This window comes from Mycoplana dimorpha (assembly GCF_003046475.1).
Lineage (GTDB): Bacteria > Pseudomonadota > Alphaproteobacteria > Rhizobiales > Rhizobiaceae > Mycoplana > Mycoplana dimorpha.
The window spans coordinates 492375-505386 of sequence record NZ_PZZZ01000001.1 but is presented as its reverse complement, the minus strand read 5'-3'; the positions used below and the strand labels follow the sequence as shown (position 1 = coordinate 505386).

Annotated in this window: 10 protein-coding genes; 4 read left to right on the top strand and 6 right to left on the bottom strand. The window is 63.5% G+C overall.

The genetic code is table 11. The features are described from left to right. Positions 1 to 2: 2 nt before the first annotated feature. The gene (locus tag C7449_RS02375; RefSeq protein ID WP_108001153.1) at positions 3 to 1865 is read right to left on the bottom strand and encodes a TRAP transporter large permease; all 1863 of its coding nucleotides are present in this window, start codon (positions 1863 to 1865) and stop codon (positions 3 to 5) included. Then, positions 1862 to 2437: a TRAP transporter small permease subunit gene (locus tag C7449_RS02370; RefSeq protein ID WP_108001152.1), complete on the bottom strand. Its 576-nt coding sequence runs from the start codon at positions 2435 to 2437 to the stop codon at positions 1862 to 1864. Before C7449_RS02370 ends, C7449_RS02375 begins: the two co-directional genes overlap by 4 nt. 246 nt (positions 2438 to 2683) lie before the next feature. Between C7449_RS02370 and C7449_RS02365 the strand changes: the two genes are divergently transcribed. Next, positions 2684 to 3610, top strand: coding sequence for a Gfo/Idh/MocA family protein (locus tag C7449_RS02365; RefSeq protein ID WP_108001151.1), 927 nt, complete (start codon positions 2684 to 2686; stop codon positions 3608 to 3610). Positions 3611 to 4064: 454 nt separating this feature from the next. Here the strand turns inward: C7449_RS02365 and C7449_RS02360 are convergent, their stop codons facing one another. The 4 genes from C7449_RS02360 to C7449_RS02345 all read right to left on the bottom strand — a co-directional run bounded on the left by C7449_RS02360 (position 4065) and on the right by C7449_RS02345 (position 8101). Next, on the bottom strand, positions 4065 to 4943 hold the full coding sequence (locus C7449_RS02360; RefSeq protein WP_170115768.1) for a mechanosensitive ion channel family protein: 879 nt from the start codon (positions 4941 to 4943) through the stop codon (positions 4065 to 4067). Positions 4944 to 5020: 77 nt separating this feature from the next. Further along, positions 5021 to 5719: a spermidine synthase gene (locus tag C7449_RS02355; protein ID WP_108001149.1), complete on the bottom strand. Its 699-nt coding sequence runs from the start codon at positions 5717 to 5719 to the stop codon at positions 5021 to 5023. Positions 5720 to 6154: 435 nt separating this feature from the next. After that, on the bottom strand, positions 6155 to 6604 hold the full coding sequence (locus C7449_RS02350; protein ID WP_108001148.1) for a DNA polymerase III subunit chi: 450 nt from the start codon (positions 6602 to 6604) through the stop codon (positions 6155 to 6157). Between the two features lie 6 nt (positions 6605 to 6610). After that, positions 6611 to 8101, bottom strand: coding sequence for a leucyl aminopeptidase (locus C7449_RS02345; protein ID WP_108001147.1), 1491 nt, complete (start codon positions 8099 to 8101; stop codon positions 6611 to 6613). 289 nt (positions 8102 to 8390) lie between these two features. Here C7449_RS02345 and lptF point away from each other — a divergent pair, with 289 nt between their 5' ends. From lptF to C7449_RS02330, 3 genes are read left to right on the top strand one after another with little or no spacing between them, the layout of a single operon-like run. After that, positions 8391 to 9569: an LPS export ABC transporter permease LptF gene (lptF, locus tag C7449_RS02340; protein WP_108001146.1), complete on the top strand. Its 1179-nt coding sequence runs from the start codon at positions 8391 to 8393 to the stop codon at positions 9567 to 9569. Beyond that, positions 9563 to 10645, top strand: coding sequence for an LPS export ABC transporter permease LptG (gene lptG / locus C7449_RS02335; protein WP_108001145.1), 1083 nt, complete (start codon positions 9563 to 9565; stop codon positions 10643 to 10645). Before lptF ends, lptG begins: the two co-directional genes overlap by 7 nt. Further along, entirely contained in the window at positions 10645 to 12987 is a 2343-nt protein-coding gene (locus C7449_RS02330; RefSeq protein ID WP_108001144.1) for an LPS-assembly protein LptD, read from the top strand. The genes lptG and C7449_RS02330 overlap by 1 nt, the downstream gene beginning before the upstream one ends. Positions 12988 to 13012: the final 25 nt, after the last annotated feature.

Here is a 13012-nt window from a genome sequence, read left to right as displayed (position 1 = left end):
CATCAATTGAAGGACGGCGGCGCGCTAAGGTCGTTGGCCGCCGGTTCAGGCGCGTGGCCAACGTCGTTCTGATCGAACGACGGAGGCTGGCTGAGGTCGTTCGCAGGCAGCTGTTTCGGCTGACCCGCCCCGCCGCCGCCGGCCGGCGGCTGGTCGAGCGGGTTGCCGCCGGGAAGCTGCAGGCCACCGGGAAGCCCGAGCCCGCCACCATTGTCGGGCAGCGTCAGCCCTGGCAGGCCACCCCCCTGCCCGCCGAAGCCCGGCACCTCGATCTTGATCGTCGAGGGGTCGACGGCCGCGCCCGGACCTTTGTAGTGCATCACCATCTGCGGGAACAGGATGGTCAGCGCCACCATCAGGACCTGAATGCCGACGAACGGCACCGCACCCCAGTAGATCTGCCCGGTCGTCACCGGAGCGATCGTCTTACCGGTGATCTTGTCGATATACGGGACCTTCGCCGCCACCGACCGCAGGAAAAACAGCGCGAAGCCGAAGGGCGGATGCATGAAGCTCGTCTGCATGTTGACGCCGAGCAGGACGCCGAACCAGATCAGGTCGATGCCCAGCTTCTCCGCCGCCGGCGCCAACAGCGGCACGACGATGAAGGCGAGTTCGAAGAAATCGAGGAAGAACGCCAGGAAGAAGACCAGCAGGTTCACCACGATCAGGAAGCCCGTCTCGCCGCCGGGCATCGACACCAGCAGGTGCTCGACCCAGAGGTGACCGTTGACGCCGTAGAAGGTCAGCGAGAATACGCGCGCGCCGATCAGGATGAACAGCACGAAGGCCGACAGCCTGGTCGTCGAGGTGAGTGCCGAACGGACCACCTCGAGCCTTAACCGCCCCTTGGCGGCTGCGAGGATCAGGGCGCCGACCGCGCCCATGGCGCCGCCTTCCGTCGGCGTGGCGATGCCGAGGAAGATCGTGCCGAGCACGAGGAAGATCAGCGCCAGCGGCGGGATCAGCACGATGATGACCTGCTGGGCCAGCCGCGACATCGCGTTGATCTTCAGGGTCTTGTCGAGCAGGGCGACGATGTAGATGAAGATGACGCCGACCGTTCCGCCCAGGATGTCGGCGTTCTCGCCGTGGGTCGGATAGAGGTAGACGTGCGCGCCGTAGGCGATGCAGGCAGCGACCACCAGGGCAATCCCAAGCGAGGTCACGCCGGAGCCGAGCGTACGGGCTTCCAGCGGAAGCGCCGGCATCGACTTCGGCCTGACGATCGACATGGTCATGATGTAGCCGGCATAGAGCGCCGTCAGAACCAGCCCCGGGATGAGCGCGCCGGCATACATGTCGCCGACGGAACGGCCGAGCTGGTCGGCGAGAACGATCAGCACCAGCGATGGCGGGATGATCTGCGCCAGCGTCCCGGAGGCGGCGATGACGCCGGATGCGAGGCTGCGATCATAGCCATACCGCAGCATGATCGGCAGCGAGATCAGGCCCATGGCGATGACGGAAGCGGCGACGACGCCGGTGGTGGCGGCAAGCAGCGCGCCGACGAAGATCACGGCATAGGCGAGACCGCCGCGGATCGGGCCGAAAAGCTGGCCGATGGTGTCCAGCAGGTCCTCCGCCATGCCGGATTTTTCCAGCACGATCCCCATGAACGTGAAGAACGGGATGGCGAGCAGCGTCTCGTTCGACATCACCCCCCAGAACCGGTCCGGCAATGCGCTGAGCAGCGGCCAGGAAAGGTTGATCGAATCTGACAGCGGCGCCAGTTCCACTCCGATGATGAAGAAGAGCAGGCCGTTTGCGGCAAGCGAGAAGGCGACCGGGTATCCCAGAAGCAGGAACACGATCAGCGACATGAACATGATCGGTGCAAGGTTCTCGGCGATGAATTCGATCACGAGCGAGCCTCCCCGGAGCCTTCCCCTTCGAGGGCTTGGAGGTTCGGCACATATGTAGTCGGATCATCCAGGTCGCCGCGCAGGATGGCGATCTTCTTGATGATCTCCGAGATCCCTTGCGCGGCCAAAAGCAGGAAGCCGGCCAGCAGGATGGCCTTGGCCGGCCACAGGATCAGGCCGCCTGCGCTCGACGACACTTCGCCCGACCGATAGGACCGGCTGACGTAGGGGATGAAGTAGTAGATCATCAGGAGCACGAACGGCATCAGGAAGACGCAGTGACCGAACAGGTCGATCCAGTGCTGGGTGCGGCGCGAAAACTTGCCGTAGACGACGTCGATGCGAATATGCTCGTTCTCGCACAGAGTGTAGGCTGCGGCGAGCATGAAGGCGCCCCCGAACAGGTACCATTGTGCCTCGAGCCAGGCGTTCGACGAGACGTTGAAGACCTTCCGTACGATCGCATTCCCGGCGCTGACCAGGACGGCGAACAGGATCAGCCAGGACACCGCCTTGCCGATCCTCTCCGTAATCAAATCAATCAGTCGGCTGAGCCCAAGCAATGCCTGCATCGTTCCTCCCCGCATGGCTTTTTGTCGATTTTCTTTGCCGTGCACAGCCAGAGTGCGCATTTCAAAGCCGGATTCAAGCGCCCGCCAGCGGTTTTCCCGGGTGGCTAGCCGTCATTAGACGAAAGGCGGAGAGATCGGCGGCATCGCGTCGAGGCGCCGACAGCTGAGTTAAAAGGGCCGCCTTGCCGGCGGGCCGCATTCTGCTACAACAGCCTCCCAATCATCATACAAATCGAGCGAAGCACCATGTCACCGATCAATCTCGCCATCGTCGGCGTCGGCAAGATCGCCCGCGACCAACACCTGCCCTCGATCGAAAAGAACCCCGATTTCAAGCTGATCGCCGCCGCGAGCCGCCATGGCGGCGTGGAGGGAATCGCCATTTTCGGCTCGATCGACGAACTGTTGGCTGCCGTGCCGGACATCGAGGCGGTATCGCTCTGCATGCCGCCGCAGTACCGCTACGAGGCGGCGCACAAGGCGCTGTCGGCCGGCAAGCACGTATTCCTGGAAAAGCCGCCGGGCGCGACCTTGAGCGAGGTCGAGGACCTGCAGGCTCAGGCGGCATCCCGCGGGCTTTCCCTGTTTGCCAGCTGGCACTCGCGCTATGCGCCCGCCGTCGAAGCCGCAAGGGCCCTTCTCGCCTCCACCACGATCCGCTCGATGAAGGTGACGTGGAAGGAGGACGTGCGCCACTGGCACCCGAACCAGGACTGGATCTGGCAGGCGGGCGGTCTCGGTGTCTTCGATCCAGGCATCAACGCGCTGTCGATCGTCACTCACATCCTGCCGCGGCCGGTGTTCATCACCGCCGCGACGCTTGAGTTTCCGGAAAATCGCGACGCGCCGATCGCGGCGGACATCAGGTTCACCGATGCGGCTGGGCTCGACCTTTCAGCCGAATTCGACTGGCGGCAGACGGGCAAGCAGAGCTGGGACATCGCGGCGGAGACCGACGCGGGGCGGATGCTGCTTTCCGAAGGCGGCGCGAAGCTGGCGCTGGACGGCAAGCTCGTCCACGAAGAGCCCGAGCAGGAATATCCGATGCTCTACCGCCGCTTCGCCGAACTCATCGGAAAAGGCCGCTCAGACGTCGACCTTGCGCCGCTGAGGCATGTCGCCGATGCCTTCATGCTGGGCCGGCGCAAGGTCGTGGAGGCGTTTTACGACTGATCGCCTCAGGCAGCGGCCGCGTCGACCGCCTCAATCATCGCGGGCTCTTGTTCCGCCCGAGTCCGGCAGCATATCGTCCGGCTTGGGGCGGATCGGCGGCGGATGGGCGCACCAGGGACATCGCATGGCTGCCCGGGGAATCGGGCGGCTGCAAGTCCGGCAGTTCTTCTTCTCGCGGCTTCTGATCATATCTGCTCCTTCATCGCCTGGCGGCGATTATCCCAATGAAAAATCACAAGGGTCCCTCCCCGGAGAGGCCTCGGCTAAGCCAGGGCGCTCCGGGCGGAGACATGTGCTTCCGTGCGGGCAAGAAGCTGTTTGAAGGCCACGATGATCATACCTGCCATGTAGTTGCTGCAAGCGTGTTTACAAGCCGCGGGAACCGGCTGGGACCGGATGTCGCGCATCTGGAGACCCCGCTTGGGCGGAACGCTTCGATTCGGGAGTGAAGGCTCTATATTGCCACGTCTGTGGGCGCGGCTGCCGGCAGCTCCCCGACATTGAAACGGAAGTGCCGGCGCGGTCCGTCGATGCCGGCCCGCCGAAGCGCCGAATCGATGCATTGCAGCACATCGTCACGGCAGTCGATGTCCTCGGCAAAGCTCGGCACCCAGTAGCGAACCGCGTAGGTGATGCCGTCCAGACCGAATGACACGGCACGGACGTCCGGCGACGGATCATCGAGGATGAAGGTTGCAAGCTTCACACCATCCAGCAGCACCTGCCGGGCGACGGCCACTTCGATCTCGTGATCGAGCACGACAGAGATCTGTGCGCGGTAATGCCGCCGGGGAGCGCTGTAATTGGTGATCCGCTGCCGGGCGATCTGGCTGTTCGGCAGGATCATGTAGGTCGCATCGCGTCGCAGCAGGCGCGTCGTCCGCCACCCGATCTCCACCACCTGGCCTTTGACCGCGCCGTCGAAATCGACCCAGTCACCGATCCTGAATGGCGCATCCAGACCGAATGCCACACCGGACAACACGTCGGCTACCACGTTACGGACCGCAAAGCCCAGCACCGCAATCATGAGCCCGGAGCCGGCCAGCACGCCCCCGATGGAATCGCCGAGAAAAATGCCCGCCGTTGCGACGAATGCCGCCGCGAAGAAGGCTGCGGTGATGAGGTCGGCCAGCAGCTTCGGCACCCGCCGGCGCTTCTTTGGCGAGCGGGCGAAGATGATCTTGACAATGCGGCTGGCCAAGAGCGCAAGGGAGAAATAGATGGCCGCCTGCACCACCTCACCGACGACAGGGCTGCCTACCAATCGCTCCAGCTCGACGAAATGCCGCGCTGCAAGCATTGAGAGCAGCACCACCAGCGGCCCGACCAAAGCCGCAAAACCCTTTAACACCAAAAGCCTCATTGCCTCGAGTTCGACCCATGTCTGTTCGTCCGGAAGACGGAGGATCACCCGGTCCGCTTTAGGTCGATCTCGGCGATGCTGTCGGTGGCAAAGTAAATGTAGTGGATCGCGTCGCTTCGCTCCGGGATCAGCGGCACCTCGTCCCGCCACCATTTCAGCGCAACATCATCGAGTCGGCGCTCGAACGCCGGCGAGCGGGTAGCGGACCAGAAACTTGCTACGCCGCCTGGCCGCAGCGCCTGCCTCACCGCCTCCAGGCCGGCACGTTCATAGATCCCGCCGTTCGACGCCCGGACGGTGAAGTCGGGACCGTTGTCCGTGTCCATAAGGATGACATCGTAACTGCCGGCCTCGCGGCGAATGACATCCATCACGTCCCCGACGCGCACCTTGACGCGCGGGTCACGCAGCGGATCGCCGGCGAGATGTCCGAGACAGGTCCGGTTCCACTCGACGATCTCCGGCACCAGTTCGCAGACCACGATCTCGGCGTCCGCGCCAAGGTGATCGAGCGTTGTGCGCAGCGTGAAACCCATGCCGAGGCCACCGATGAAAACCCTGCGCGCTGCATTCCCCATCAACGCGATGGAGTGGTTGGCGAGGATGTCCTCGGACGCATGGTTGCGGTTCGACATCAATTCCAGGCCGTTGTAACGGATCTCGTAGATGTCGCCGCGTCTGCGCAGCATGATTTCGTCGCCGGCATCGTTGCCGGCTCTCGCCAGTTCGGCCCAGAGTGTCACGGTCGTTCCTAACGTTCACGGGGGCGCACTGCGTCGCAGCCACCCAGGAGCAGGGAATTGCGTCTACAGGTGCGGGGTTGCCCGGCGTTTCAGGGCCGTGGCAACCCGAACGCAATGCGTGCTCTGGTGCCCATCAGGAGCGGAAAAAGTGCCGACTTGTTCGAAATCACGATGTTCATAATGTTCGAGCGCCAAGCCTGTCCGTTTACCCGGTCCGGTTATGGAACATTGGGCCGGATAAGTCCAGTTGCGGCGTCTTGAGGTGCAAATGGCGTTGGGGGGCGCAGATCCTTCAGGGCGGTGATTTAAGAAAACCCCAATCCGCGATACGTGACAAACTACGGCAATGCGTGTGAATGCATCCGAGCTGTGTTGCTGTAAGTATTTGGTCTCATCGACGCTTGCCCCGAGCCGCCAGGCGCTCCGGAGCAAGCCTCAGGCCTTCTTCACCCAGCGACCGTCGTGGTTCTGCTGCCAGTAGGTCAGCTGGTGCCCCTCGCCTTTCAGGCGCTTCCAGTAGCCGCGGGCGGCCTCGAGTTCGTCCTGATCATGACCATCGAACATGAAGATCACCCGCGCATAGGCGTCGAGCGGCGGCGGGTCGGCGCCGTCGACGATGAAGCGGACGGTGGCAGCGTTCGGATTTTCGGGGCCGGTCGTCAGCAGCACGGGCTGGTCGGCGGCCTGCGGCTGCTCGTCGGTGCCGTGCGGCAGGAAACTCTCGTCCCGATATGTCCAAAGATGCGTATCCAGCGCATCGCGCCGCTCCGCCGTTCCGGTCTGCACGATCACCCGCCAGCCGCGCTCGAGGCTTTTGTCGAGCAGCGGCGGCAGGGCATCTTCGAGCTTCGATTCGGTCAGGTGGTAGAACAGGATCTCGCTCAATGCCGATCAGCTCTCGTATTCGGCGCGGACCAGTTCGTCGAGCAGCCTGACACCGAAGCCCGAGCCCCAGGACTGGTTGATCTCGTCGGTTGGCGACCCCATCGCGGTGCCAGCGATGTCGATATGCGCCCAGGGGGTGTCCTTCACGAAGCGCTGCAGGAACTGCGCGGCGGTGATCGAGCCCGCATGGCGGCCGCCGGTGTTCTTCATGTCGGCGAACTTGCTGTCGATCATCTTGTCGTATTCCTTGCCGAGCGGCATGCGCCAGACGCGCTCGTTCGTGGCAAGCCCCGCGGCCGTCAGCCTTGCGGCGAGCGTGTCGTCATTGGAGAAGAGCCCGGCATGATGGCTGCCGAGGGCCACGATGATAGCGCCCGTCAGGGTTGCCAGGTCGATCACGAACTGCGGCTTGAAGCGGTCGATGCAGTACCAGAGCGCATCGCTCAGCACGAGCCGGCCCTCCGCGTCGGTGTTGATCACTTCGATCGTCTGCCCCGACATGGAGGTGACGATGTCGCCCGGGCGCTGGGCGTTGCCGTCCGGCATGTTCTCGACAAGTCCGAGGATGCCGACCGCATTTACCTTCGCCTTGCGCGCGGCAAGCACGTGCATCAGGCCGAGGACGGCCGCCGCCCCGCCCATGTCGCCCTTCATCTCCTCCATGCCTGCGGCCGGCTTGATGGAGATGCCGCCGGTGTCGAAGACGACGCCCTTGCCGACGAAGGCCAGCGGTCGGTCCTTCGGCTTGCCGCCCTTCCACTGCATGACGGCGAGCCGCGGCGGACGCCCCGAACCCTGCGCGACGCCGAGAAGGGCCGCCATGCCAAGCTTCTTCATCTCGCGCTCGGTCAGGATTTCGACCTCGACGCCGAGCTTTTCCAGGTCTTTGGCCTTCTCGGCAAATTCCACCGGGCCGAGCACGTTGGCAGGCTCGTTGACGAGGTCGCGGGCGAGCAAAACCCCGTCGGCGACCGCCTCGCCCTGTGCATAGGCCTTCTTGGCCTCGTTCGCAGCGGCGGTGACGATCGCGACGCGGGTTGCCTTCCTGGCGTTCGTGCCGGCGTCGTCCTCCTCCTTCTTGGTCTTGTAGACATCGAAACGATACGCGCCGAGCAGCATGCCAAGCGCGAAGTCGGCGGCCGCCTGCCCGCTGGGCTCGAGACCGGCGGCGTCGAGATAGACGGTGACCGTTTCGGCGTCCCGGATCTTCGCGGCGGCGGCGCCGCCCGCCTTCAGCCAATCGTGCGCGGTGATCTTGTCCGGCGCGCCGAGGCCGAGCAGCAGGATGCGCTCGAAAGGCGAGCCGTGCGGGGCGACGATGTCGAGGCTCTTGAGTGCCTTGCCCTTGAACCGGCCGGCTTCCGCCGCCCGGGCGACGACGCTGGCAGGATCGGCTTCGGCCGGCGCGCCGATCCCATCGGGGACCTGCAGGACGACGGCGACACCGCCGAGGGACTTCGGCGCATTGACGAAACTGACATCGAATTTCTGGGCCATGTTCTACTCCGGGCTGCGCGGTCGGTCGTTTGGGCGCCGCACACGAACAATGCGGGTGCAGGGCTGACTGTCGGCATTCCTTGTCGCTTTTACGACGCTTGGCAAGATAGCACTGCGCGTTTAGAAGTCGTCGGCATGTTTGTTCGCCACGATTTTCTGCGGTACAGGCGAAAGCGCGCGCTGGCGTAAGCGGCGCCAAAGCATATATGCGACAACACGGCCGGCGGACGCGAATGGTGGCGGGCCGGAAGAGCGGCAAAGAGCACAGGGCCACGGTTCGGGACCAGACATGAAGCTGATTGAACGCTACATCCTGCGCCGGGCGTCGCTGATGTTCATCGGAACGCTGTTGCCGCTGCTCGGCATCGTCTGGACCACGCAGGCACTTTCGAACATCAACCTCGTCACCGACAGCGGCCAGTCGATGCTGGCCTTCCTGAAGCTGGCCACCCTCGTGCTGCCGTCTGTCGTGCCCCTCATCCTGCCATTCGCCTATCTTATCGGCGTGGCCCAGACGCTGACGGTGATGAACGCCGATTCGGAACTGACGGTGCTCAACGCTGCCGGAAGTTCGCGCATGATGATCATCAAGCCGGTGATGTATCTGGGGATTGCACTGAGCTTCCTGTCGTTCGCCGTGGACAACTTCGTCGAACCCTATTCGCGCACGGCGGTGCGCGAGATGATCGCTACCGCCCATGCCGACATGCTTTCGTCGGTCATCCAGGAAAATGCCTTCCGCAAGGTCACCGACGGCCTCTATGTCCAGGTGAGCCGCCGCAAGAGCGGCGGCGTTCTGGAGGGCCTCTTCGTGGCCGACACCCGCGATCCAAAGGTGGAGTACGTCTATTACGCCCGCGAAGGTGCGGTGGACGAACAGACGTCGGCGCTGGTGATGCAGGATGGCGAAGTGCATCGCAAACTGCCCACCGGCAACGTCTCGGTGATCAAGTTCGATTCCTACGCGTTCGACCTCGCCGATCTCACCGAACGCGCCGGCGAAGCCACGCTTCGCGCCAAGGATCGCGACCTGCCTTTCCTGCTGAATCCCGATCCGACCGATCCCCAGGTGAAGCGCAATCCGGGGGCTTTCCGAGCCGAATTGCACCGGCGCTTCACCGAATGGCTGCTGCCGATCCTGTTCGGTCTCGTCGCACTGGTTGTCAGCGTCGATGCCCGTTCGCACCGCGAGGCGCGTCTTCATCCGATGGTTACGGCGCTGATTGCGGCATTTGCCATCCGATGGGCAGTCTTCTACGCCGGGAACGCAGCCGAATCGTCACCCTATCTCATCGCGCTCATGTATCTCATACCGCTCACCGTCGCTGCCATCGCCATACGGCTCCTGGTGCGTCACAAGGGCCTGGAAATGCCGGCGTCCTGGCGGACGCGCCTGCTGGACCTGCGTGACCGGGTGGTGGCACGCATTAGCGGGCGCTCGACGGCCACCAATGGACCGCGATCATGATCCCAACGCTCGGCTTCTACTTCTTCAGGCGCTACGTCGTGACGACGATCTGTTTCCTCGTCGGCATCTTCGCGCTCGTCTTCATCATCGATTTCAGCGAAACCGCCAGCCGCATGGGGGGCTTGCCGAAATACACCCCGCTCAGCGGACTGGCGATGACGGCGCTGCGCATCCCGATGATCCTGATGCAGACCGTGCCTTTCGTCGCGCTCTTTTCCGGCATGGCGGCGCTGATCTCCCTGAACCGGCGCTACGAGTTGGTCGTGACGCGTGCGGCCGGCGTGTCGGTGTGGCAATTTCTGCGCCCGTTCGCCGTCGGCGCCTTCCTGTTCGGCGTGCTCGCCGTCGTGGCGCTGAACCCGATTGCGGCCTGGGGCACCCGCCAGGCCGCGGTGCTGGAGGCGGAGTGGGGTTCGAACCGCAAGTCGTCCGGGTCAAGCATTCCCTGGCTCAGGCAACGATACCGCGGCGACGACGCGATCATCGGCGCCAAGGCTGTTGAGGACAAGGGCAGGCGTCTTTTGAACGTCAGCATCATCCATTTCGACAAGGATGGCCGAATCAGCTTCCGGCAGGATGCCGCGTCAGCGATTCTCAAAGATGGTTACTGGCTTCTTAACGACGTGCTGGAAACGCGCAACGGCGAACTGCCCAAGCGCTCACCGACGGCACAGCTGCGCACCAATTTGAGACAGGAGTTCGTGCAGGAGAGCCTCGAAAAACCTGATTCCATTTCGTTTTTCAGCCTTCCGCGGAAGATCGAGGCGGCAAAATCGTTCGGTTTTGCAACCGAACCGCTCGAAACGCAGTTCCACTCGATGCTGTCGTTGCCGCTGCTGCTCGTGGCGATGACCCTCATCGCAGCATGTGTCTCGTTAAAATTTAGCAGGTTTAATCAATCACGTGCGGTGATTCTGGGTGGCATCCTCACCGGGTTCATGCTTTATGTCGTCACCGTGCTTGTGAAAGCATTCGGAAGCAGTGGAATAGTTCCTCCATTCGTTGCGGCATGGCTACCAGTTGTCGTAGCAATGTCGTTAGGGGCGACGATTTTGCTGCACCAGGAGGACGGCTAGTGGCGGCAGGCAACCGCGGACAAAAGAGTTTGATCGCGACCGCGCTGTTCGCCGGTGTCGCGCTGTCGGTGCTCGCACTGATGGCCGCCCCGCCCGCGTGGGCGCAGGCGCCGGACATCAACACGCTGGCGTCGAACATCCCCGCGGATGCCAAGCTCATCCTGTCCGCCAACGAACTGGTCTACAATCAGGACACCCAGCAGGTGACTGCACGCGGTGCGGTGCAGATCAACTACGGCGGCTACCAACTGGTCGCGCGGCAGGTCGTCTACGACCAGAAGACCGGGCAACTGCATGCCGCCGGCGACATCGAGTTCGTAGAGCCGACCGGCAACCGCGTCTATGCTCAGGAGCTGACGCTTTCGGACGACTTCGCGAACGGCTTCGCCAACGCGCTTCGCGTCGAGACCACCGATCTTACCAAGATCGCAGCCACCAGCGGCGAGCGCGTCAATGGGGAGGAACTGATCCTCAACAGGGGCGTCTATACCGCCTGCACGCCCTGCGCCACCGATCCGACCCACCGCTCGCTCTGGCAGATCAAGGCCGAGCGCGTCATCCAGAATGGCAGGACGCACACGGTTCGGCTCGAGCACGCGCGCTTCGAGATGTTCGGCAAGCCGATCGCCTATTTCCCGGCGCTCGAAGTCCCCGACCATACGGTCAAGCGCAAGACCGGCGTGCTGTTCCCGAGAATTCGCTACGCGCAGAAGCTCGGGCTCGGCGTCGGCGTGCCCTATTACATCGCGATCGCACCCGACATGGACGCGACGCTGACCCCGACCGCCTATACGAAGCAGGGCTTCATGCTCGAGGGCGAGTTCCGCAAAGCCTTCCACAACGGCATGGTCACCTTGCGCGCGGCCGGTATTGACCAGTTGAGCCCGGGGGTGTTCAGCAGCGGCACCAGCGACCGCGAGGTCACCGGGCGCGGCATGGTCGCCTCGACGGGGGCATTCAAGATCAACCCGCGCTGGGCGTTCGGCTGGGAAGTGATGGCGCAGAGCGACAACAACTTCGCTCGAACCTACGACCTCTCCGGTTACAACAACCGCACCGTCAGGAACCAGGTCTTCCTCAACGGCCTCGGCCGGCGGAACTACTTCGACCTGCGCGCCTTCTATTTCGACATCCAGGATGCGGATCCGGAGGATAAAAACGAACGCCAGCAGGCGATCCCGCAAACCCTCGACTACGAATATTTCGCGCCGGAGCCGATTGCCGGTGGCCAGTTGAGCGCCACAGTCAACGTGACGAATGTCAACCGCGATCTTCTGGATAAAACGAAAGTCGGGGATTCGGTCCGCTTCCCGGGGCTCGAAGGCGGCACGTCGCGCCTGACGAGCGAACTCGAGTGGCGACGGCAGTTCGTCGTCCCGGGCGGCCTCGTCGTCACGCCGCTGCTTGCCGCGCGCGGCGACGCGCTGCGCCTCAACATGACCCCTCCCGGTCCGCAATATGACGGCAATTTTGACACCAACGACAGCGCCTCGCGCTACATGCTGACGGCCGGACTGGAGGCGCGCTATCCGTTCCTGATCTCGACCGACAACGGCTCGCACGTTCTTGAGCCCGTGGCGCAGGTGTTTGCGCGTCCCAACGAACAGCACGCCGGAGGCCTGCCGAACGAAGATGCGCAGAGCTTCGTGTTCGACGCGACGAACCTGTTCGAACGCGACAAGTTCTCCGGCTTCGACCGCATCGAGGGCGGCACGCGAGCCAATGTCGGCCTGCGCTACACCGGCACCCTCGACAGCGGCTACACGTTTCGCGGCCTGTTCGGCCAATCTTACCAGTTGGCAGGCAAGAACTCGTTCGCCTCGCCGGACCTCGTCAATGCCGGCGCCAATTCCGGGCTGCAATATGACAGCTCCGATTATGTCAGCATGGCTGGCGTCGTAACGCCGACCGGATGGGATCTGGCCTATAGCGCCCGGCTGGACCGCAAGGATCTGACGCTGAGCCGCGCCGATACGAGGGTCGGCTTCGAGAACGACCGCTTCCAGGCGGCGATGACTTATACCCGGATTGCCGCCCAGCCGCTCTATGGCTCGCGCAGCGACCATGACGAACTCCAGACCATCGCGGCGCTGAAATTCCGTGACTACTGGACTGTGTTCGGATCGCTGACCTACGACATCAACAGAAGCAATCTCGCCCGCAGCGGCATTGGCCTGACCTACGACGATCGCGACACCCTCTTCTCGATCGTCTACGAGAACACCCGGGACACCGGGCAGACCATCGCCAACGACTGGACCATCGGTGTGCGGCTGAGCTTCCGGACGCTCGGGGATATCAATATCGGCGATACCACCCTCGACGGCTTCGACGACTACTAAGTCCCCCTTTGACGGGCAGGCTTGT